The sequence below is a fragment of the Streptomyces lincolnensis genome (assembly GCF_021173675.1).
Taxonomy (GTDB): Bacteria; Actinomycetota; Actinomycetes; order Streptomycetales; family Streptomycetaceae; genus Streptomyces; species Streptomyces lincolnensis_B.
Map to the genome: position 1 here is coordinate 38,994 of NZ_JAIHON010000016.1, position 21,984 is coordinate 60,977.

Genomic DNA, 21,984 nt, shown 5'->3' on the forward strand with positions numbered 1-21,984 from the left:
TGTCCGCTCTCTCCCCGTGCGGAGCCGTGGGGGACCTGTGAAGATCCGTCCCCCGTCCTCAGTTGCCTCTGCTGCCTCGGCTGTCAGAGCCGCCCCCTACTATGCCTGTTGCGTGACCGTGCTGGTGGCACGGGTAGGGTGCTCAGGCCTTCAAGGGGCCACAGCGCATGGAGTTTCGGGAGAGTTCGGGGGTTTTGGAGTGATGGCTTCCGCAACGCGGGCGCGGTCGCGATCGCAATCGCGGCCGCGATCGGGGGGCGCGCGCCGATCAGGTTCGCGCGGATCGTCTTCCTCTCAGCCGCCGAGGGCGGGCTCGGGAGCGGCTCCGGCCGGCTCCGCGTCCTACCGCGGGTCGGTCACGCCGCATCTGAAGTCGCGCTCGGGCCATGGCGGCTCGTTCGCGGTGCAGCGGCTGGTCATGCTCGAGGTGGCGGCCGCCGTCGTGGTGACCGGCTGGCTCATCGGCACGGTCGCGCTCGTTCCGGCGGGCGTCGTCGCCGCCGTGCTCGTGGTGCTCGCTCTGGTACGGCGCCGGGGGCTGTCCCTGCCCGAGTGGCTGGGCACCCTGCTGGCGCTGCGGGCGCGCACCCGCAAGGCCGCGAACACCCTGGTGCCGCCGGGCACCGACTCCGCCCTGGCGCCGGCCGTGGAGTGCGACCCGACCTTGCGGACGTACAGCTTCACCCGCGGCGACGACCGCGACCAGCGGCGGCCGGTGGGCATGGTGGGCGACGGCGGCTTCATCACCGCGGTGCTCCAGGTGGAGTCGGACGCGGGCGCGCTGCGCGCCGAGCGCAGCCGTCGGCCGCTGCCGCTCGCGCTCGTGCAGGACGCCCTGGAGGTCGACGGCATCCAGCTGGAGTCGGCGCAGGTCGTCGTGCACACCCAGCCCGCGCCCGCGCTGCACCTGCCCCAGCAGTCGGTCGTGGTGAGCAACTACGCGCCCCTGCAGGCCCAGGCGGGCTCCCCCGCGGTGCGCATCACCTGGATCGCGCTGAAGCTCGACCCGGAGCTGTGCCCGGAGGCGGTGGCCGCGCGCGGCGGCGGTCTGCGCGGCGCGCAGAAGTGCCTGGTGCGGGCGGCCGAGCACCTGTCCAGCCGGCTCACCGGCGCGGGCTTCCAGGCGAACCTCCTCACGGAGGAGGAGCTGACCTCCGCGATCGCCACCTCCGCGTGCGCCAACCCGATGGTGACCGCGCAGGCCGCGCCGATCGGCCCGGACGAGTCGCCGCAGCGGCGCACCGAGGAGTCCAGCCGCAGCTGGCGCTGCGACAACCGCCGGCACACCACCTACTGGGTGCGTCGCTGGCCCCAGCTGGGCACCTCGGGCACCTCCCTGGCGCAGCTGGTGGCACAGCTCACGGCCGTCCCCGCCCTGGCGACGACGTTCAGCCTGACCCTGGCCCGCGGTGGCCGGCAGGACGTGAACGTCACGGGCCACCTGCGCATCACCGGCCGCAGCAACCAGGAACTGACCAACGCGCGACGCGATCTGGAGCGTGCCGCGCGCGGGGCGAAGACCGGTCTCGCGCGGCTGGACCGTGAACAACTCCCCGGCGTCCTCGCCACCCTGCCGCTCGGAGGTGCCCGCTGATGTCCGTGACCTCGACCTCACCCGCCGCCCCCGGCTTCGGCGAGCGACTGCGCACCGGCTTCGGACTGATGGGCCCCCGCCACCAGCGGCACACCCTGCCCGTCGAGCAGGTGGGCGCGCTCACCCTGCCCATAGGGGACGACGGCGTGGTGGCGGGCGTCAACACCGAGGGCCAGCCGGCCGTCCTGGGCGTCAACCGCCCGACGCCGTACGACATCGTCCTCATCGGCGGCCTGTGGACGGCCCAGGTGCTGGCGCTGCGCGCGGCGGCGACGGGCGCGCGCGTGGCCGTGGAGACCGGCCGGGCCCAGGCCTGGATGCCGATGGTGCACGCCATGGGCGGCGGGCAGAACGGCCTTGCGGTGTACGACGTGGGCCGGGTGCCCCCGCAGGGCGCGTCCGCCGGTACGCCGGTGCTGGTGGTGCGGGACTGCGGTATGCGGCCGCCGCGCGGCCGTGTGGTGTCGGCGCCCTGGCAGTCCGTGCTCACACTGCTGCCGTATCTGAGCCCGGTCGCGCCGCGCCTGATGCGCCAGGCGCGGCTGGTGGGCGTCCAGCGGGTGTCGCCGGACGAGGCCACCGAGATCGCCCGCGTGATCGGACTGCCGCGCCCCGAGATGCAGTCCCTGCCCGGCCTGCAGGACGGCGTCACGCTGTGGTGCACGGACCGGGACCGGCAGTACGTGATGACCCAGGCCACGGACTCCGAGACGGGTCTGTTGGGCGTCGCGCGCCGCATGGACTGACGCGGGTACTGACGCGGGTCCGAAGGACGGGAACGGCGGGTGGTCCAGGCCGGGACACCATGTCCAACTTGGCGGGTTTTCGCAGGAATTCGCCTGCCTCCCCGGTGACCGCCGGGTGGGCGGGCCTGCCGGGGTCGTGGTTTTGGTGATTAGGCTGGGGCAGAGCACGTCGTGAGTACCCGCGAGCGGGTGGTGCGGGCGATGCGACAACAGGGCCCGGGGCCCAAGGGGGACAGCCCGGCGAATCGGACGACAGAAACGGTCGCCCCAGCACGGCTTGAGGGTGCTCGACCACACCAGGAGGAACTGTGAACAGCGATCGGGACGGGATCCGCGGGGGCTGGGACACACCCGACGACGACCAGTCCGACGCGGAGTCCGCCATCGAGTTGACGGGCGAGTTCACGATCGACTACGCGCCACCGGCCTGGTACACGCAGAACTCCTCGAACGCGGCTCCGGCGGCCCCGACACCGCCGCCCCCGGCGCCCTCCCCCGCCACGCCGCCTCCGCCGGTCGGACCTCCGGTCGCCGTGCCGGGCCAGCCGCCCGCCGGTTCCTACCAGCAGCCCTGGTCGACCCCTGCCGCCGGCACGCCCGCGCCGCAGGAGGAGGACGAGTCCGGCGACCTCGTCAGCGGCGCGACCATGCGGATCTCGTCCTCCGCCCTGAAGCGCGAGATCGCGGAGCGCGCCGCCGCGGAGGCCTCCGGCGACACCTCCCACGGCTCCTCCGGTGAGGACGCGGCCGAGGGCACCGTCCCTGCCGCCGCCGAACCGATCGCCGAGGCCGCCGAAACCGCCGAGGCCGGTGTCGACACCACGACGGAGGGCGACGACGCCCCGGAGCCCGTCGCCCCCGCGTCCGAGCCCGCCGCCGAGACCGGCACCACCGAGGAAGCCTCCGGTGACGAGCCCGACGGCCCGGAGATCACGGCGGAGGAGCCCGGCGCCGATCAGGAGACCGGCGACGCGACTCAGGAGTCGGAAGGCACCGACGACGCCGAGGGCGCCCAGACGCCGGACGCCTCGTCCCCCGTCGCCCCGTCCACCGACGGCTCGCCCGCGGCCCCGACTCAGGCGCCGGCAGCCACCCCGGACCCCCGCAGCACCGCGCCCGCCGTCGGCGAGCCCCAGAGCCCCGCACCCGCACCCGCACCCGCACCCGCACCCGCACCCGCACCGGACGCCACCGCCGCAGCCGCCGCGACCGCGCCCGCGGCCCAGCCCGCCTGGACTCCCCCGCCGGCTCCGCAGAGCGGCGTTCCGCCGCTGCCGCCGTCCTACCAGCCCGCGGCCCCCGCCCCGGCGGCCCAGTGGCCGGCGCAGCCTCAGCCGGACGCTCCCGCCCAGCCGAACCAGGCCCCGAACCCCCAGGGCGGCTACGGCTTCCCGCCGCCCCAGGCCCAGCCGCCGGCCCCCGCACCCGACGCCCAGGGCGGCTACGGCTTCCCGCACCCCGGCGCCCAGCCCGGCGCGCAACCGCCCGCCGCCCCGCAGCAGCCGTTCCATCCGCAGGCCCCGCAGCCCGCCCCGGCCGGCTGGAACCAGCCCCCGGCACCGGGCCAGCCCACGCCGCCCGCCCCGCCGGCCGGTTACGGCTTCCCCCAGCCCGGCAGCGAGCACGCCGCCGCGCCCGCGACCCCGCCCGCCCCTCCGGCCCCGCAGCAGGGCGGCTACGGCTTCCCACAGCCCCAGGCCCAGCCCCAGCCGCCGGCCCCCGCGCCGAACGCCCAGGGCGGCTACGGCTTCCCGCACCCCGGCCCCCAGCCCGGCGCGCAACCGCCCGCCGCCCCGCAGCCGTCGGGCTACGGCTTCCCCCAGCCCGCGCCGGGCGCCCCGAACCAGCCCAACCCCCAGACCCAGCAGGGCGGTTACGGCTTCCCCCAGGCCCAGCCGCCCGCACAGCAGGGCCAGCCGGGAACTCCGCACCAGCCCAACCCGGCGCACCCCGACGCGGCCCCGCCGAACGCCCCCCAGCCCCAGCAACAGCCGCACCCCGGACACCCGCCGGCCGCAGGCCCCGGCCAGGCCCCCGACGCCGCCGCCTGGCCGCAGGCCATGCAGCACGACCAGCGGCACGCGGCCAACCCCGGTGCCACACCGCTGGGTTACACCGCGGCCGTGGAGCTGTCCTCGGACCGGCTGATCAACAGCAAGAAGCAGAAGGCGAAGAGCAGCCGTCCGGTGGCCGGCGGCAAGTTCAAGCTGGGCGGCAAGAAGGAGGAGGCCGAGCGCCAGCGCAAGTTGGAGCTCATCCGCACACCGGTGCTGTCCTGCTACCGCATCGCCGTCATCAGCCTGAAGGGCGGCGTCGGCAAGACGACCACCACCACGGCCCTCGGCTCCACGCTCGCCATCGAGCGCCAGGACAAGATCCTCGCGATCGACGCCAACCCGGACGCCGGCACGCTCGGCCGCCGGGTGCGGCGCGAGACCGGCGCCACCATCCGTGACCTCGTCCAGGCGATCCCGTACCTCAACTCGTACATGGACATCCGGCGGTTCACCTCCCAGGCCCCCTCCGGCCTGGAGATCATCGCCAACGACGTCGACCCGGCCGTCTCGACGACCTTCAACGACGAGGACTACCGGCGCGCGATCGACGTGCTCGGCAACCAGTACCCGGTCATCCTGACCGACTCCGGTACGGGTCTGCTCTACAGCGCCATGCGCGGGGTGCTCGACCTCGCCGACCAGCTCATCATCATCTCCACGCCCTCCGTGGACGGTGCGAGCAGCGCCAGTACGACGCTGGACTGGCTGTCGGCGCACGGGTACGCCGACCTCGTCTCACGGTCCATCACCGTCATCTCCGGGGTCCGCGAGACCGGCAAGATGATCAAGGTCGAGGACATCGTGGCGCACTTCGAGACCCGGTGCCGGGGCGTGGTCGTCGTGCCCTTCGACGAGCACCTGTCCGCCGGTGCCGAGGTCGACCTCGACATGATGCGCCCGAAGGTCCGGGAGGCGTACTTCAACCTCGCGGCGATGGTCGCCGAGGACTTCGTGCGCCACCAGCAGATGCACGGCCTGTGGACCAACGAGGGCAGCAACCAGCCGCCCCCGCTCGCCGCCCCGCCGATGCCGGGCCAGCAGATGCCGGGCCAGCCGTACCCCGGCCAGGCCCCGGGCCAGCCGGCCCCGTACCCGCAGCAGCCCGGCCAGCCGGGTCAACCGGCCCCCGGACAGCCGTACGGCCAGCCCTACCCGCAGCCCGGTCAGCCGCCCGCCCAGCCCGGCCACCCCGGGCAGCCCGGCCCGCAGGGCCAGCCCTCAGCCGCCCCCGGGCAGCAGCCCCACCCGCAGCAGGGCCGGCCGCCGGCGGGCCCCCCGCAGCAGGGCTACGGCTACCCGCCCCAGGGCTACGGCTACCCGCAGCCGGGCCAGGCCCCGCCCCCGCCTCCCCCGCAGCAGTAACCGCACGTACACGAAAGGCGGCCGGTACCCCCAAGGGCACCGGCCGCCTTCGTCGTCGTAGAGAGGTCGTAGAGGTCGTAGAGGTCGTGGAAAGAACTACTCGGCCGAGCCCGCCGCCCCGACCAGCTCACGGCACCGCTTGACGTCCTCGCCGATCTGGACGAGCAGCGCGTCGAGCGTGTCGAACCTCGCCTGCCCGCGCACGAAGGCGAGGAAGTCGACGGCGACGTGCAGGCCGTACAGGTCGAGGCCGACGCGGTCGATGGCGTACGCCTCAACCGTGCGCTCGGTGCCGTCGAACTGCGGGTTGGTGCCGACGGAGATCGCGGCGGGCATGGCCTCGCCCTCGACGTGCAGCCAGCCGGCGTAGACGCCGTCGGCGGGGATGGCGGTGTGGGGCAGGGTCTCGACGTTGGCCGTCGGGAAGCCCATCTCGCGGCCTCGCTGGGCGCCGCGGACGACCACGCCCTCCACCCGGTGCGGGCGGCCCAGGATCTCGGCGGCGCCCTCGACGTCGCCCTCGGCGACCAGGCGCCGGGTCAGGGTCGAGGAGAAGGGTTCGCCGCCGCCCGCCTCGCCGGACACGTACAGGTCGACGACGTCGACCTCGAAGTCGTAGACCTTGCCCTGCTCGGCGAGGAACTCCACGTTCCCCGCGGCCTTGTGGCCGAAGCGGAAGTTGGGGCCCTCGACGACCGCCTTGGCGTGCAGCTTGTCGACCAGGACCTTGACGACGAAGTCGGCCGGGGACAGCTTCGAGAACTCCGTGGTGAAGGGGAGGATCAGGACCGCGTCCACGCCCTGCTCGGCCATCAGCTCGGCGCGCCGGTGGTGCGGGGCGAGCAGCGGCGGGTGGCTGCCGGGGCGGACGACCTCGCTGGGGTGCGGGTCGAAGGTGACGACGACCGCGGGGACGCCCAGCTCACGGGCCCGGTCCACGGCGTGCCGCATGATCAGCTGGTGTCCGCGGTGGACTCCGTCGTAGGAGCCGATGGTGACGACGCTGCGCCCCCAGTCCTCGGGGATGTCCTCCAAGCCACGCCAGCGCTGCACTGTGACTGCTCCTTGTCGCAAACTCGTCGAACCTGTGTCCGTGGTTGCCTCGTAACGCAGGTCTAAGGGTGCCATGCCGGACGCTTCGGGCCCGCATCGGCATGGGGGCTGTGACCCGGCGCACGTGGACCCGTCACGATCCCGTCACGCCGGGACGCGGACGCCCGCGAGGTTCTCGATCATCCGGCGGGCGCTGGGGCCCACCACGGCCGCCCACTCCTGCGGGGTCCCGGCCAGCCAGCCGGCCACCCGGGCGGCGAAGCCGGGGACGTGTCGTCCCAGGTCGACGAGGTGGCGGTCGTAGAGGGCGGCGCCCTCGGGCGTACGGACGAGGAGGAAGCCGGTGCGGTGGACCAGGCCGCGGGCGCGATCCGGGTCGTCGTGGCGCGCGGCCGCCGCGTGCAGGACGGCGACCAGGACGGACGGGGCCTGTTCGTGGCTCAGGAGGATCTCCAGGAGTTCCTGGCGCAGCGGGCGGGAGGCGGGCGTGCCGGGGGCGGTCAGAACGGTCGCGAGGGCGGCCCGCACCTGCTCGGGCCCGCCACGCAGCAGACCGGTGACCAGCGGCAGGAGCACCGCGCGGGCCGTCGGACCGTGGTCCAGGCGCCGGTCGACGTACGCGGCCACGTGCACGGCGCTCTCCGGGCGCCGCTCCACCGCCTCCCGGACCAGGTCGGCGACCCGGCGGGCCGGGGTGGGCGTGGTGACGTCGGCGAGGGTGCGCAGCGCCTCCCCGGCGTCCGGGCGGCGCAACCGGGCGCGGAAGGCGTCGAGGACCTGGTCCGGGTGGGTGGCCAGGGCGGGGACCAGCGCGCTCGCCGGGAGCTGCGGGTCGCCGGCCACGAAGTGCCCGAGGGCCTGCGGGAGATGGCGGGCGCGGGTGGCCGGGTCCCGGACCAGGAGGGCCAGCGCGCCGCCGTGCAGGGTGCAGTCGGCGGGGCGGGCGAGCAGGGCGAGGGCGGCGTAGCGCAGCAGTTCGCGGTCGGCCTCGGTGCGTACGTGCGGGGCGGCGCGCAGTCCGTACGCCACCGCCGCGACCCGCCGCGCGGGCCGCTCGTCGTGCGCCCAGCGGTCGACGGCCCGGCAGAGCGCCGACGGCTCGTCCTCCGCGAGGACCGCGAGCAGCTCGTCGGCCCTGGCGTGCGCGCAGTCCACCAGCACCTCGGTGAGGTCGTCCAGCGCCCGGTGGCGGTGCGTGTGCAGCAGTGCCTGCGCGGCCGTCGCCACGGTCGCGTCCGGGGTCGCCGGCAGCGGCCGCTCGTCGCCGAACCAGCGGGTCAGCTGTGGTTGTACGGCGGTGGCGTCCGCGGTCAGCAGCGCGGCGACGGCGTCCAGGAACCGCGGGCCGTCCTCGTGCGGCGGGCCGTCGGCCAGGACGAGCCGGCGGAGCAGGTCGAAGCGGGTGTCGTACGGGAGCGCCAGCGCTGTCCACAGCTCCGGCCCGAACTCGGGCGGTACCGCTCGTCCGCACTGCCGGCGGGCCACGACCCGCTCGACGATCAGCTGGAGTACGGCGGTGTACGGCGTCGCGTCCGGGACGCGCCGCAGCGCCTCGGCGAGGAGTCGGGCGGCCCACCATGAGTCCGGGTCGGCGTCCAGCGCGTACACCAACTCCTCCAGGCGCAGGGCGAGTTGGGGCGTGCCCTGCTGGCGGGCCAGGAGCAGCAGGGCCTGGACGACGGGACCGATGCGGTGGTGCGGGACGGGCAGCGGACGGTCCTGCTGCAGGTGGGTGCGGCGGCGGTGGACCAGGGCGCGCAGCGCCTCGTCCAGGTCCAGGTGCATGCCCTGGATCCAGTCGGCGAGTTCCTCGTGGGCGAAGCGGTAGCCGTTGCCCGCGGGGACGAGGAGGCCCTCGGTGAGGACGGCCGAGGCCCAGCCGGTGCCGCCGCCGAGGCGCGCGGGGGCCTGGCCCCACGGGAACACCGCCTCGAAGGACTGCCGGTCCAGCTCGCCCTGTCCGGGGCCGAGGCTGCGACGGGCGGCCTCGTGGACCTGTCCGGACACCTTGGCGGCGAGCCGGCGTACGGCGGTGCCGCGCAGGCCGTTCTCGGCGGCGAGGCGGACGGCGACGCGCAGGCACATGAGGTCGAGGTGGGCGGAGAAGACGGCGTCGCGGTCGACGGGGGCGGCAGGCGGGTCGTTGTTCTGCAGAGCTGCCTGGATCTCGGCGTAGAGGCGGAGCGTGAGGGGATGGCGGGCGTCCGTCAGGGCACCCTCGGGGATCCGGTGACGGGCGCGGGCCTCGGCGGCCTCCGCGTCACTCAGGTCGCCGAGGCGCACGCAGGGAGGGTGCGCGACGACTTCTTTCGCCCCCGCCGTCCCTGCCCCTCCCGTTCCCGAGGACTCCGCGCCCGAACGGGCTGACAGCGGGGTGTGCAGCAGCTCCCGGGCAAAGGCCGCCCCCGCCTCTTCCCAGTACTCCGGTCGGCAGGCGATCACCAGCCGTGCCCCCGTCTCCCGCAGCCACTTCGCCGTGCCGTCGGTCCAGGCCGGGAGGCGGTGGGCGAGGACGGGGGGCATTTCCTCGGGGCCGTCGAGGAGGAGCAGGAGAGGGCGGCCGGCGGTGCGGGCGAGGTGGGCCAGGCGGTCCGGCGTGATGTCGCCGAGGCCCGCGGTGTCGACCGACCGCGAGGCCGCGACGATCCTGGCCGCCCGTGCCAGCGCCCGGCCGGCCGCGTCCGCCACCGAGCCGTCGTCGTCCTTGAGGTCGGCACCCCGCAGCCACAGCGTGGGCGCCGGTTCCGCGCTCCGATGACGCCGGGCGGCCAGCGCGGCGAGCTCCGTCGTCCGACCGGTACCGGGCACCCCGACCAGCCCGAGCACGGCGGCCTGCCCCCGCAGAAACACCTCGAACTCCCCGACGAGAGCGCCCCGTTCAACCGGCACCACGCCCCCGGACCAACCGAGTCCCGACGACTGCTCGCCGGACGCCTCCGGACGGGACCACTCCACCCCCGATACCCCGGCCCCGGCATCCCCCCGCCCCACATGCCCCGCCAACGCCCCCGGCGGCCCGTCCTGCCCCACGGAGGTCGCCGTCAGCTCCAGCGCGCCCGCGAGGTTGAGGTCGGCGCCGTACGCGGGGACCGTCGCCGCGTTCCGGAGGAGCAGCTCGGCCAGGACGGCAGGTGCGGCGGAGCGCAGGGGCACGGCGAAGCCGACGTCGCGGTGGCCGCTCTGGAGTGCCGTGCCGAGGACGCCGATCACGGCACCGGTGGCGGTGTCGAGCACCGGCCCTCCCGCGGCCCCGCCACCGAGGCGCAGCGCGTCGCGGCCGGCGGTGCCGATCGCCAACTCCAGTACGTCGTCCAGGAGATGGAAGCGGTCCGTGGCCGTGTACGTCACTCCGGTCGCGCCCAGTACCCGGGCCTCGCGCCAGCAGCCGGCCGGGATCCGCACATACGTGCCGGTCTCGATCCGGTCCCGCACGGTCACCGGGAGCGGGTCCAGGCCCAGGCCTTCGGTGTGGACGAGGGCCAGGTCCAGGTCGGGCAGCGGGGTCACCGCGTCGGCGGTCACGACACTGCTGCGGTCGCCGGCGCCATACAGCACGAGCCGGGACAGTCCGTCGACGCTCTCGTGGCTGGTGACGACCGTGCCGTGGTGATCGGCGACGAATCCGACGCCCCGGGGCCGACCGGCGAGGTCCCGGATCCGGACGAGGGCCTCGTCCCATCCGGCCCCCGGTCCCGACGTCGGCTCGGCTCCTGCCGCCCGGACCGGCCTTGCCCCGGAGCACGGCGACTGCCCCGCACCGGCCCCCGCCTGCGCCCCGGATTCCCCTCGGTCCCGCACAGGGCGGTACCCTTCCGTCCCCCGGGACGGCCGTGGGTCGTCGCGGGTGTCGTCGGGCCGCGGGCCCCGTCCCGCCATGGTCGAACCTCCCCGCCGTCCGCACGCGCCCGAGTCCCGTACTGCTGTGTGCGCGTGCCTGTATTCGACGGTAGGCGCGGGATGATCAGCGGGACAGATCGTGCGGCGAACGCGCCCCCCTCCGCTCCCCCGGTTCACTCCGAGCGCCTGCCCGGTCGGGTGAATGGACGGGGGCCGCTGGATACACCCTAGGGGTGGGGGAACCGAGGGGGACCGTGGAGCGGCGGGACGACGACCCCGTGATCGCCGCTCCACGGGCGGACGGACGGCGGAGAACCGAGCCGAAGACCGAGAGCCTCAGCCGAAGACGGCGAGGCTCTTCGCCTTGCCCTTCTCTTCCTCGACGAGGGCCAGGAAGACCCCCTCGGGGTCGAACACCGCGACGGCGCCCTTGCCGGCGTACTCCTCGGGCATGTCGAGCCGGACCCCGTTGGTGAGCAGCTTGGCGCGCCGGACGTCGACGTCCCAGCGGGGGAACGCGGCGGTGGCGGCCTCGGCGATCGGCATGACGGTCAGCTCCTGCTGGAGCTGGTCGAGCGTGCGGGCCGAGTCCAGCTTGTACGGGCCGACCCGGGTCCTACGCAGCGCCGTGAGGTGGCCGCCGACACCGAGGGCGGCGCCCAGGTCACGGGCGAGCGCCCGGATGTAGGTGCCGGAGGAGCAGACCACCGACACCACCAGGTCCAGGACCGGGGTGCCGTCGTCGGCGACGGCGTCCCGGATGTCGTACACCTCGAAGGAGGAGACGGTGACGGGCCGGGCGGGGATGTCGAACTCCTCGCCGTCCCGGGCCCGCTTGTAGGAGCGGACGCCGTTGATCTTGATGGCGCTGACTTTGGACGGCACCTGCATGATGCGGCCGGTCAGCGGGGCGATGCCGGCGTCGACGGCGTCGCGGGTGACCTTCGAGGCGTCGGCCGACCCCGTGATCTCGCCCTCGGCGTCGTCGGTCAGGGTGGTCTGGCCCAGGCGGATCGTGCCCAGGTACTCCTTCTCGGTCAGCGCGAGGTGCCCGAGCAGCTTGGTGGCCCGCTCCACGCCGAGGACGAGGACGCCCGTGGCCATGGGGTCGAGGGTGCCCGCGTGACCGACCCGGCGGGTCCTGGCGATCCCCCGCATCTTGGCCACGACGTCGTGCGAAGTGAAGCCCGACGGCTTGTCGACGATGACAAGGCCGTCGGGCGTCCGGTTCTTCTGGGTCATTCGGCGGTGTCGTCCTCGTCCTCGCCCGGCTTCTTGTACGGGTCGGCCCCACCGGCGTAGGTGGCGCCCGCCGAGACCTCGCGTACCTTCTCGTCGGACTGGCGGGCCTTGTCGAGGAGGTCGTCGATGGTCTTGGCGGTGTCGGGCAGCGCGTCGGCCACGAAGGTCAGCGTCGGGGTGAACTTCACACCCGCCGCCGCCCCGACCGCGGAGCGGAGCACGCCCTTGGCGCTCTCCAGTCCGGCGGCCGCGGCCGCCCGCTCCTCGTCGCCCCCGTACACCGTGTAGAAGACGGTCGCCTCCCGCAGGTCACCCGTGACCCGGGTGTCCGTGATGGTGACGTGTGAGCCGAGCCGCGGGTCCTTGATCCCGCGCAGCAGCTTCTGGGCCACCACCTCTCGGATGAGGTCCGCCAGCCTCTTGGCGCGCGCGTTGTCGGCCACTGGTCCGTCTCCTTAAAGTGCTTATCTCTTGCTTCAGTCTTCGTCGCTGTGGAGTCTGCGTCGAACCGAGAGCAGTTCCACCTCGGGCCGACCGGCGACCATCCGCTCGCAGCGGTCGAGTACGTCGGTGAGGTGTCCCGTGTCCCCGGAGACCACCGCGAGCCCGATCTCCGCCCTGCGGTGGAGGTTCTGATTGCCCGTCTCCGCCACGCTCACCGGGTACTTGCGCTGGAGCTCGGCCACGATCGGACGGACGAGAGAGCGTTTCTCCTTCAGCGAGTGGACGTCGCCGAGGAGCAGGTCGAAGGACAGAGTCCCCACATACATGTGTTGTCCGGATGTCCCGCCGGTTCGGGGTACGGGCGCCACGCTTCGACGCCGATACGGGAACCGTACACGCAACGGCCGGGGCCGATCGACGGAAATTCCCCGAGGGAACTTCCCCGCCGACCGGCCCCGATCGCGTGCTGTGACGGTCAGACGCGCGGCTTCTCGCGCATCTCGTACGTCGCGATGACGTCGTCGACCTTGATGTCGTTGAAGTTTCCGAGGTTGATACCGCCCTCGAAGCCTTCGCGGATCTCGGTGACGTCGTCCTTGAAGCGACGCAGACCCTCGATGTTGAGGTTCTCCGCGATGACCTTGCCGTCGCGGACGAGGCGCGCCTTGGTGTTGCGCTTGACCTCGCCGGAGCGGATGAGAACACCCGCGATGTTGCCCAGCTTGGACGACTTGAAGACCTCGCGGATCTCCGCCGTACCGAGCTCGACCTCCTCGAACTCCGGCTTGAGCATGCCCTTGAGGGCCGCCTCGATCTCCTCGATCGCCTGGTAGATGACCGAGTAGTAGCGGACGTCCACGCCCTCGCGCTCGGCCATCTGCGCGGCACGACCGGCCGCACGGACGTTGAAGCCGATCACGATGGCGTCCGAGCCCATCGCCAGGTCGATGTCCGACTCCGTGACCGCACCGACACCGCGGTGCAGGACGCGGATGTCGACCTCTTCGCCGACGTCCAGCTGGAGCAGGGAGGACTCGAGAGCCTCGACGGAACCAGAAGCGTCACCCTTGATGATGAGGTTGAGCTGCTGGACCTCGCCGGCCTTGAGCACCTTGTCCAGGTCCTCCAGGGAGACACGGCGCGTGCGCTTGGCGAAGGCCGCGTTGCGCTCGCGCGCCGCGCGCTTCTCGGCGATCTGACGGGCCGTACGGTCCTCGTCGACCACCAGGAAGTTGTCGCCCGCGCCCGGGACGTTGGTCAGGCCCAGGACCTGGACCGGCGTCGACGGGCCCGCCTCGGCGACGTTGTTGCCGTTGTCGTCGAGCATGGCGCGCACGCGGCCGTAGGCGTCGCCCACGACCATGGTGTCGCCGACCCGCAGCGTGCCTCGCTGGACGAGGACCGTCGAGACGGCACCGCGGCCGCGGTCGAGACGGGACTCGATCGAGATGCCCTGCGCGTCCTGGTTCGGGTTGGCCCGCAGGTCGAGCGAGGCGTCGGCGGTCAGGATGACCGCTTCCAGCAGGGAGTCGATGTGCAGACCCTGCTTGGCGGAGATGTCGACGAACATGGTGTCGCCGCCGTACTCCTCGGCCACCAGGCCGTACTCGGTCAGCTGACCGCGCACCTTGGTCGGGTCGGCACCCTCGACGTCGATCTTGTTGACCGCGACGACGATCGGGACCTCGGCGGCCTTGGCGTGGTTGAGCGCCTCGACCGTCTGCGGCATGACGCCGTCGTTGGCCGCGACGACCAGGATCGCGATGTCCGTCGACCGCGCACCACGGGCACGCATGGCGGTGAACGCCTCGTGACCCGGGGTGTCGATGAAGGTGATCTTGCGCTCTTCTTCGTTGACCTCGGTCGCGACCTGGTAGGCACCGATGTGCTGGGTGATGCCGCCGGCCTCGCCCGCGATGACGTTCGTCTTGCGGATGGCGTCGAGCAGTCGGGTCTTTCCGTGGTCGACGTGACCCATGACGGTGACGACCGGCGGGCGGACCACCAGGTCCTCCTCGTCGCCCTCGTCCTCGCCGAACTCGATGTCGAAGGACTCGAGCAGCTCGCGGTCCTCCTCCTCCGGGCTGACGATCTGAACCGTGTAGTTCATCTCGTCGGCGAGGAGCTGGAGCGTCTCGTCGGAGACGGACTGCGTGGCCGTGACCATCTCGCCGAGGTTCATCATGACCGCGACGAGCGACGCCGGGTTGGCGTTGATCTTCTCCGCGAAGTCGGTGAGGGAGGCACCGCGCGACAGGCGAATGGCTTCGCCGTTGCCGCGAGGCAACATCACGCCGCCGACCGACGGGGCCTGCATGGCCTCGTACTCCTGGCGCCTCTGCCGCTTCGACTTGCGACCGCGACGCGCGGGACCGCCGGGGCGACCGAAGGCGCCCTGTGTGCCACCACGACCGCCCGGACCACCGGGACGACCGCCGAAGCCGGGACGACCGCCGCCACCGCCACCGGGACCACCGGGACGACCGGCGAAACCGCCGCCACCGCCACCAGGACCACCCGGACGACCGGCGAAACCGCCGCCGCCACCGGGACCGGCCGGACGACCGGCGAAGCCGCCGCCACCCGGACGGCCGCCGCCGCCACCGGGACGACCGCCGCCACCGGGACCACGGCCACCGCCGGGGCCACCACCGGGACGCGGGCCGGCAGCCGGACGCTGCGGCATCATGCCGGGGTTGGGACGCGCACCGCCGGGGCCGCCGCCGGGACGGGGACCGCCCTGCGGACGGGGCATGCCGCCGGGGCTGGGACGCGCGCCGCCCGGAGCCTGCGGTCGGGGACCGCCCGCCGCACCCTGGGGACGGGGACCGCCCTGGCCCTGCCCCTGCGGACGCGGGGCGCCGCCGGGAGCACCGGGGCCACCCGGGCCGCCGGGACGCGGGGCGCCGCCCGGACGGGGCGCCTGCGGGCGCGCCATGCCGGTGGAGCCACCAGAGGTGAACGGGTTGTTGCCCGGACGGGGACCGGCCGGACGACCACCGGGACGCGCGGACTGGCCGCCCTGGCGCGGAGCGCCGGAACGGTCGCCACGCTCACCGCGGCCCTGACCACCCTGACCGGGACCGCTCGGGCGCGGGGCGCCCGGACGCGGCGACTGACCGGCCGGACGCGGAGCGCCCGGACGCGGGCCGGAGCCCTGGGCCGGGGCGGAACCCTGGGCCGGGGCGGCGGGAGCCGACGGCGGTGCCGTGAACTCGGGCGTGGTCGGAGCCGGGGACGCCGGGGCGGGCCGCGGCGCGGGCTTCGGGCCCGGAGTGGGACGCGGGCCGGGAGCGGCCGGGGCGGCGGGCGCCGCGGGCTTCTCGGCCGCGGCCGGCTTGGGCGCCGGCGGGCGCGGCGCGGCCGGACGGGCCGCCTGCGCCGGAGAGGGGGCTGCCGGCCTGGCCGGGGCAGCCTTGCGGGCGGAAGCGGGCTTGCCGCCTCCGTTGCCCTGCTGGAGGGCGTCAGTCAACTTGCGTACAACGGGCGCCTCGATCGTCGAGGACGCCGAACGGACGAATTCACCGAGTTCTTGGAGCTTGGCCATGACGACCTTGCTCTCCACCCCGAACTCCTTGGCGAGTTCGTATACCCGGACCTTAGCCACTTCGCTCCTTTTAGGTCCGGGTTGCGTCCGGACCGTCGCTACTTCATGGGCGTACTCATCGCGTGCTCATCGAGTGCTCATCGCAATCTCGACCTACTTCCAACTCGCGGGGTACCTGGGCCGCACGGGGGTTCCGCACGACGCTTCTTACGGTGTTGCCTGCTCGACGTAGAGACGCAACGCCTTTGTGTCCAGCGCTCCCGGGGCGCGCAACGCCCGTGGGAACGCCCGACGGCGTACCGCCAGGTCGAAACAGACCAGGGCGGGGTGCACGTAAGCACCCCGGCCGGGCAGCGTACCGCGATCATCGGGGACGCATTCACCCTCGACGGCCACGATCCGCAGCAAGTCCTTCTTGGCCGCTCGCTCCCGGCACCCCACACAGGTGCGCTCAGGGCATGCTCGGGCGTGCGTCCGGCCAGACACTCTTAAGTCTACCTCCCCGTACCGACCTCACCCCTTTGGGGCAAAAATCGAACGGCTGTTGTCGTGATCTAAGCGGCGCGCGGTCTGGATCTATTCCCTCGCCGCCGCGCCCGCTACTCGGCCGGCTGTTCGGTGTCCGGCCGGATGTCGATCCGCCAGCCCGTGAGACGGGCCGCGAGACGGGCGTTCTGCCCTTCCTTGCCGATCGCCAGGGACAGCTGGTAGTCGGGGACGGTGACCCGGGCGGACCGGGCCGCCATGTCCACGACCTCCACCTTGGAGACGCGGGCGGGCGAGAGCGCGTTCGCCACCATCTCGGCCGGGTCGTCCGACCAGTCGACGATGTCGATCTTCTCACCGTTCAGCTCGCCCATGACACTGCGCACCCGGCCGCCCATGGGGCCGATGCAGGCGCCCTTGGCGTTCAGACCGGAGCGGGTGGACCGGACGGCGATCTTCGTACGGTGACCGGCCTCACGGGCGATGGCGGCGATCTCGACGGATCCGTCGGCGATCTCCGGCACCTCCAGCGCGAACAGCTTCTTCACCAGATTGGGATGCGTGCGGGACAGCGTGACCGAGGGACCGCGGACGCCCTTCGCCACGCGCACGACGTACGAGCGCAGGCGCATCCCGTGCTGGTAGGTCTCGCCAGGCACCTGCTCCTGCACCGGCAGGATGGCCTCCAGCTTGCCGATGTCCACGAGCACGTTCTTCGGGTCGCGGCCCTGCTGGACCACACCGGTGACGATGTCGCCCTCGCGGCCCGCGTACTCGCCGAGCGTGGCGTCGTCCTCGGCGTCGCGCAGCCGCTGGAGGATGACCTGCTTGGCGGTGGTGGCGGCGATCCGGCCGAAACCGGACGGGGTGTCGTCGAACTCGCGGGCCTCCTGACCCTCTTCGAGGTCGTCGGGGTCCTCCTTCGCCCACACCGTCACGTGGCCGGTCTCCCGGTTGAGCTCCACGCGCGCGTGGCGGCGGCTTCCCTCGGTGCGGTGATAGGCGATGAGGAGGGCCGACTCGATCGCCTCGACCAGCAGGGGGAAGGAGATCTCCTTCTCCCGTACCAAGCCCCGCAGGGCACTCATGTCGATGTCCACGGCTACGCCTCCTCCTCTTCCTTCATGTCCTTCTTGTCCTTGCGGTTGAACTCGACCTGGACCCGCGCCTTGTCGATGTCCGCGAAGGCGAGTCTGCGTGCGGTGGGCTTGCGGCCCTTGACTCCGGGCACCTCGACGTCGAGGCCGTCGTCGTCGACGTCAAGGATCCGGGCGGTCAGTTCCTCGCCCTCGTGCAGCTGGAACTTCACCAGCCGGTCCACGGCTCGTGCGTAGTGCCGGTGCTCCTTGAGGAGGCGCTCCGCGCCCGGGGTGCCGACCTCCAGGGTGTACTCCCCCTGGCCCATCGCGTCCGTCTCGTCGAGCTTCGCCGAGAGCGCGCGGCTCACATCGGCGATCCGGTCCAGGTCCGCACCGGTGTCGGAGTCGACGACGACGCGCAGCACACGCTTGCGTCCGACCGAGTCCACCGCGATCTCTTCGAGATCCAGGCCCTGGGAGCTGACGAGCGGTTCCAGAAGTTCTCGAAGCCTCTCGCTCTGGGTGGTGCTCATCCGGGTGACTCCTCGGCCGCGTGTGCTGTTGTGGGAAGGTCGCGTGTCTGGTCAAAGGGTATCCGGTCCCAGGGGGTGTTGCCGTCCAGGTGACGCCCGGGAGCTCGGTTCCGCCCGCCCTCCGGGTGGGTTGCCGCGAGGGCGAACGGGTGCGCGGGTACCGTGATCACCTGCGCTGTCCGTTCGTACGAATCTCCCGAGGACGTCTGCCGTGCCGTACCCCCCACCGCCGCGCACCCTCTCGGGGCCGCGCCGAAGAACCCTGCTCGCCTCGGTCGCCGGGGGCGCCCTTCTGGTGGGCTGCTCCTCCGGGTCCGCGGACTCCGAGAAGGGCACCGGCGGCAGTCCGTCGGTCACCGAGCAGACACGGGTGCGGGCGGCCCGGGACAGCCAGGGTCTGGCCGAGCGGTACGACGCCGTCCTCGGCGCGTATCCGGTGCTGGCGGCGCGGCTGGGGCCGCTGCGGGCGGAGGTCGTACGGCACACCGAGGCGTTCGGCGGTGTCGGGAAGCCGTCCGCCCCGGCCTCCACCGCCCCCTCCGCGTCCCTCGCCCCTTCCCCCTCGGCCTCCGGGTCCCCTGCGGTTCCCGGGACCGAGAAGGAAGCCCTGGCCGACCTGGCCGCCGCCGAGCGGGCCCTCGCGGACCGGCGGGCGAAGGCGCTGCTGGGCGTGGAGGGCGAGTTGGCGCGGCTGCTGGCCTCGGTGGCGGCGGCCGGTGCGGCGCACGCGTATCTGCTGACCGAGGGGACCGGGTGAGCGAGGTGAGCGAGGTGAGCGAGGTGAGCGAGGAACTGAAAGCCCTGCAGAAGGCGCTGGCCGCCGAGCACGCCGCCGTCTACGGCTACGGCGTCGTCGGCGGCCGGATCCGCGAGGGCCGTCGTACGGAGGCACGCGCGGCCTACGACGCCCACCGGGCCCGGCGGGACGCTCTGGTGCGTGAGGTGCGGGACCTGGGCGGCCGGCCCGTGGCCGCCGACGCGGCGTACGCGCTGCCCTTCCCGGTGCCGGACTCGGCCGCCGCGGTGCGGCTCGCCGCCGAGTTGGAGGACCGGGTGGCCGGGGTGTACTCCGATCTGGTGCGGGCGGCCACCGGCGGGCGGCGCGGCACGGCGGCCGAGGCGCTGCGGGAGGCGGCGGTGCGGGCGGTGCGCTGGAGCGGCGAGAGCGTAGCCTTCCCTGGGCTCGCCGAGCTGGCCGGCGGGGCCTCGGCGTCGGCGACGCCCACGGAGTGACCCGTACGGAAGGAAACGACTCGCGCATGGCTTTCGAACCGCCGCGGCGGCTGGTCAGGGCGCTCAGGGAGAGCGCACCGGACGGTGACGGCTGGTTGGAAAGGCTGCCCGGGACCGCCGAGCGGGCCGTGGCCCTGCGCGAGTTGACCGTGGAGCGGGTGCAGGTGCCCGGCGGGCGCAGCAGCCTGGTGGTACTGGTACGCCGGCCGGACGGGACGCCCGCGGTGCTGAAGCTGGCGCCGCCGCGGGCCCGGCCGGAGAGCGAGCGGGCGGCGCTCGCGCACTGGGGCGGGCTGGGTGCCGTGGAGCTGCTGGAGCCCGCGGTGACCGAGGGTGTGCTGTTCCTGGAGCGGCTGCATCCGGATGTCTCCGTGCGGTCGCTGCCGGAGGCGAAGGCCTTGCTGGAGGCTGCGGGGACCTTGCGGCGGCTGTGGGTGGAGCCGCCCGGCGACCACGTCTTCGAGACGGTGGCCGAGCGGACCGGGCGGCAGGCCACGGCGATGCGGGGCGCTGCCGCGGGGGCGGCGGGGCTGGTGGACGCGGCTCTGGCCGCGCGGGAGGAGCTGTTGGCCGCGCCGCCCGAACGGCGGTTGCTGCACGGGACGTTCCGGCAGAGCAAGGTGCTGGCCGGGGAGCGGATGCCGTGGCTGGCCGTGGGGCCGGATCCGGTGGTCGGGGAGTGCGCGTTCGATCTGGCGCGGCTGGTGCGGGATCGGGTGGAGGATCTGATCGCCTCGCCGTCGGGGGCGGCGACGACTCGGCGGCGGGTGAAGCGGCTGGCCGAGTCGTTGGACGTGGATCAGGAGCGGTTGCGGGGGTGGACGTTGTTCCGGGCCGTGGAGTCGGGGGTGCGGGCCCTCCGGGTGGGGCGGCCGAGGGATGGGGAGTTGCTGTTGGAGTTTGCGGGGTGGCTATGAAGGTGGTGTGTCGTCTGCGGGCCGGTGGGGGCTGGTCGCGCAGTTCCCCGCGCCCCTGAGGTGGGTTGTCCTACCCGGTGTTGAGACCAGGCCCCCTTGCCCTGATGCTGCTTTACGCGGTGAGGCGGGCGATCGCCTCGTCCACCGTGAGTTCTTCTCGCTCGCCGGTGCGGCGGTCCTTCAGTTCCAGGACGCCCTCGGCGGCTCGGCGGCCGGCGACCAGGATCTGGGGGACGCCGATGAGTTCGGAGTCGGTGAACTTGACGCCCGGGGAGACGCCGGCGCGGTCGTCGACCAGGACGCGGAGGCCGGCGGCGCGCAGCTTCTCGGAGACGTCGAGGGCCAGCTCGGTCTGGAGGGCCTTGCCGGCGGCGACCACGTGCACGTCGGCCGGGGCGACCTCCTTGGGCCAGCACAGGCCCTTGTCGTCGGCGGACTGCTCGGCGAGGGCGGCGACCGCGCGGGAGACGCCGATGCCGTAGGAGCCCATGGTCACGCGGACCGGCTTGCCGTTCTGGCCGAGGACGTCGAGCTTGAGGGCGTCGGTGTACTTGCGGCCGAGCTGGAAGATGTGGCCGATCTCGATGGCGCGGTCCAGCTTGAGGCCGGTGCCGCACGCCGGGCAGGGGTCGCCCTCCTGGACGACCACGACGTCGACGTACGCGTCGACCTCGAAGTCACGGCCCGCGACGACGTTCTTGGCGTGCGTGTGCTCCTTGTTGGCGCCGGTGATCCAGGCGGTGCCGGGGGCCACGCGCGGGTCGGCGATGTACTGCACCTTCTCCCCCAGGCCCTGCGGGCCGACGTAGCCGCGGACCAGGTCGGGGCGGCCCGCGAAGTCGGCCTCGGTGACCATCTCGACGGTGGCCGGGGCGAAGTGGGCCTCGACCTTGTCCATGTCGACCTCGCGGTCGCCGGGCACGCCCACGGCGACGATCTCGCCGTCGACCTTCACCAGGAGGTTCTTCAGGGTGGCGGAGGCGGGGACGCCGAGGGAGGCGGCGAGGGTCTCGATGGTGGGGGTGTCGGGCGTCGGGATGTCCTCGGCGGCGGGGACGTCCGCCGCGTCGACCGGCTTCAGCGCGTACGTGATCGCCTCGGTGTTGGCCGCGAAGTCGCAGTTCGGGCAGTCCGCGAAGGTGTCCTCGCCGGCGCCGGCCGGGGCGAGGAACTCCTCCGACTTGGAGCCGCCCATGGCGCCCGCCGTGGCGGCGCAGATGCGGTAGTCCAGGCCCAGGCGCGCGAAGATCTTCCGGTAGGCCTCGCGGTGCAGGGCGTACGACTGGGCCAGGCCCTCGTCCTCGGTGTCGAAGGAGTACGAGTCCTTCATCAGGAACTCACGGCCGCGCAGGACGCCGGCGCGGGGGCGGGCCTCGTCCCGGTACTTGTTCTGGATCTGGTAGAGGATGACCGGCAGGTCCTTGTAGGAGGACGCCTGGTCCTTCACCAGCAGGGTGAAGATCTCCTCGTGGGTGGGGCCGAGCAGGTAGTCGCCGCCCTTGCGGTCCTGGAGGCGGAACAGCTCGGGGCCGTACTCCTGCCAGCGGCCGGTCGCCTCGTAGGGCTCACGGGGCAGCAGCGCGGGGAGCAGCACCTCCTGGGCGCCGATCGCGTCCATCTCCTCGCGCACGATCCGCTCCACGTTGGCGAGGACCTTCTTGCCGAGCGGCAGCCAGCTCCACAGGCCGGCCGCGGTACGGCGGACGTAGCCGGCGCGGACGAGCAGCTTGTGGCTGAGGACCTCGGCGTCCGCCGGGTCGTCGCGCAGCGTCTTCGCCATCAACTGGGACATGCGCTGGACCGGGGTGTTCGCCATGGTTCTGCTCCTGCTGCTTCTAGGTGATGGCAGGAGGT

General features: G+C 73.5%; 16 protein-coding genes. 6 read left to right on the forward strand and 10 right to left on the reverse strand.

The features are described from left to right. Nucleotides 1-202: 202 nt before the first annotated feature. The 3 genes from eccE (at nt 203) to K4B79_RS38245 (ending at nt 5,759) form a co-directional block, all read left to right on the forward strand. The gene (eccE, locus tag K4B79_RS38235; protein WP_232032024.1) at nt 203-1,594 is read left to right on the forward strand and encodes a type VII secretion protein EccE; all 1,392 of its coding nucleotides are present in this window, start codon (nt 203-205) and stop codon (nt 1,592-1,594) included. Beyond that, nucleotides 1,594-2,340 carry a hypothetical protein gene (locus tag K4B79_RS38240; RefSeq protein ID WP_232032025.1) on the forward strand — a complete coding sequence of 249 codons (747 nt, stop codon included), beginning with the start codon at nt 1,594-1,596 and terminating at the stop codon, nt 2,338-2,340. Before eccE ends, K4B79_RS38240 begins: the two co-directional genes overlap by 1 nt. A 308-nt stretch (nt 2,341-2,648) precedes the next feature. After that, a complete protein-coding gene (locus tag K4B79_RS38245; RefSeq protein WP_232032026.1) occupies nt 2,649-5,759 on the forward strand; it encodes an SCO5717 family growth-regulating ATPase in 3,111 nt (1,036 codons plus the stop codon). Between the two features lie 96 nt (nt 5,760-5,855). Here K4B79_RS38245 and K4B79_RS38250 read toward each other — a convergent pair whose 3' ends face one another. The 9 genes from K4B79_RS38250 to rimP all read right to left on the reverse strand — a co-directional run bounded on the left by K4B79_RS38250 (nt 5,856) and on the right by rimP (nt 17,980). Beyond that, nucleotides 5,856-6,812 (reverse strand): bifunctional riboflavin kinase/FAD synthetase, encoded by a 957-nt coding sequence (locus tag K4B79_RS38250; protein WP_232032027.1) that lies wholly within the window; start codon nt 6,810-6,812, stop codon nt 5,856-5,858. 144 nt (nt 6,813-6,956) lie between these two features. After that, nucleotides 6,957-10,688: a trypsin-like peptidase domain-containing protein gene (locus tag K4B79_RS38255; RefSeq protein ID WP_374208567.1), complete on the reverse strand. Its 3,732-nt coding sequence runs from the start codon at nt 10,686-10,688 to the stop codon at nt 6,957-6,959. 297 nt (nt 10,689-10,985) lie between these two features. After that, nucleotides 10,986-11,891: a tRNA pseudouridine(55) synthase TruB gene (gene truB, locus K4B79_RS38260; RefSeq protein ID WP_232032028.1), complete on the reverse strand. Its 906-nt coding sequence runs from the start codon at nt 11,889-11,891 to the stop codon at nt 10,986-10,988. Then, nucleotides 11,888-12,334, reverse strand: a complete 447-nt coding sequence (gene rbfA, locus K4B79_RS38265) for a 30S ribosome-binding factor RbfA (protein WP_232032029.1) — start codon at nt 12,332-12,334, stop codon at nt 11,888-11,890. Before rbfA ends, truB begins: the two co-directional genes overlap by 4 nt. A 33-nt stretch (nt 12,335-12,367) precedes the next feature. After that, nucleotides 12,368-12,661, reverse strand: a complete 294-nt coding sequence (locus K4B79_RS38270; RefSeq protein ID WP_232032030.1) for a DUF503 domain-containing protein — start codon at nt 12,659-12,661, stop codon at nt 12,368-12,370. 149 nt (nt 12,662-12,810) lie between these two features. Then, on the reverse strand, nt 12,811-15,942 hold the full coding sequence (infB, locus tag K4B79_RS48410) for a translation initiation factor IF-2 (RefSeq protein WP_232032031.1): 3,132 nt from the start codon (nt 15,940-15,942) through the stop codon (nt 12,811-12,813). 147 nt (nt 15,943-16,089) lie between these two features. Beyond that, the gene (locus K4B79_RS38280; RefSeq protein ID WP_079164846.1) at nt 16,090-16,368 is read right to left on the reverse strand and encodes a YlxR family protein; all 279 of its coding nucleotides are present in this window, start codon (nt 16,366-16,368) and stop codon (nt 16,090-16,092) included. Between the two features lie 113 nt (nt 16,369-16,481). Continuing rightward, a complete protein-coding gene (gene nusA, locus K4B79_RS38285) occupies nt 16,482-17,468 on the reverse strand; it encodes a transcription termination factor NusA (RefSeq protein ID WP_232032032.1) in 987 nt (328 codons plus the stop codon). A gap of 2 nt (nt 17,469-17,470) precedes the next feature. Then, nucleotides 17,471-17,980, reverse strand: coding sequence for a ribosome maturation factor RimP (gene rimP, locus K4B79_RS38290; protein WP_232032033.1), 510 nt, complete (start codon nt 17,978-17,980; stop codon nt 17,471-17,473). Nucleotides 17,981-18,191: 211 nt separating this feature from the next. On the opposite strand from rimP, the gene K4B79_RS38295 reads away from it, so the two are divergent. The 3 genes from K4B79_RS38295 to K4B79_RS38305 are packed head-to-tail and all read left to right on the forward strand — an operon-like array spanning nt 18,192 to nt 20,130. Further along, the gene (locus K4B79_RS38295; RefSeq protein ID WP_232032034.1) at nt 18,192-18,737 is read left to right on the forward strand and encodes a hypothetical protein; all 546 of its coding nucleotides are present in this window, start codon (nt 18,192-18,194) and stop codon (nt 18,735-18,737) included. Further along, on the forward strand, nt 18,734-19,213 hold the full coding sequence (locus K4B79_RS38300; RefSeq protein ID WP_374208568.1) for a ferritin-like domain-containing protein: 480 nt from the start codon (nt 18,734-18,736) through the stop codon (nt 19,211-19,213). The genes K4B79_RS38295 and K4B79_RS38300 overlap by 4 nt, the downstream gene beginning before the upstream one ends. 26 nt (nt 19,214-19,239) lie before the next feature. Then, on the forward strand, nt 19,240-20,130 hold the full coding sequence (locus K4B79_RS38305; protein ID WP_232032035.1) for an aminoglycoside phosphotransferase family protein: 891 nt from the start codon (nt 19,240-19,242) through the stop codon (nt 20,128-20,130). Nucleotides 20,131-20,242: 112 nt separating this feature from the next. On the opposite strand, the gene K4B79_RS38310 is transcribed toward K4B79_RS38305, so the two are convergent. Further along, nucleotides 20,243-21,946 carry a proline--tRNA ligase gene (locus tag K4B79_RS38310; RefSeq protein WP_232032036.1) on the reverse strand — a complete coding sequence of 568 codons (1,704 nt, stop codon included), beginning with the start codon at nt 21,944-21,946 and terminating at the stop codon, nt 20,243-20,245. Nucleotides 21,947-21,984 lie beyond the last annotated feature (38 nt).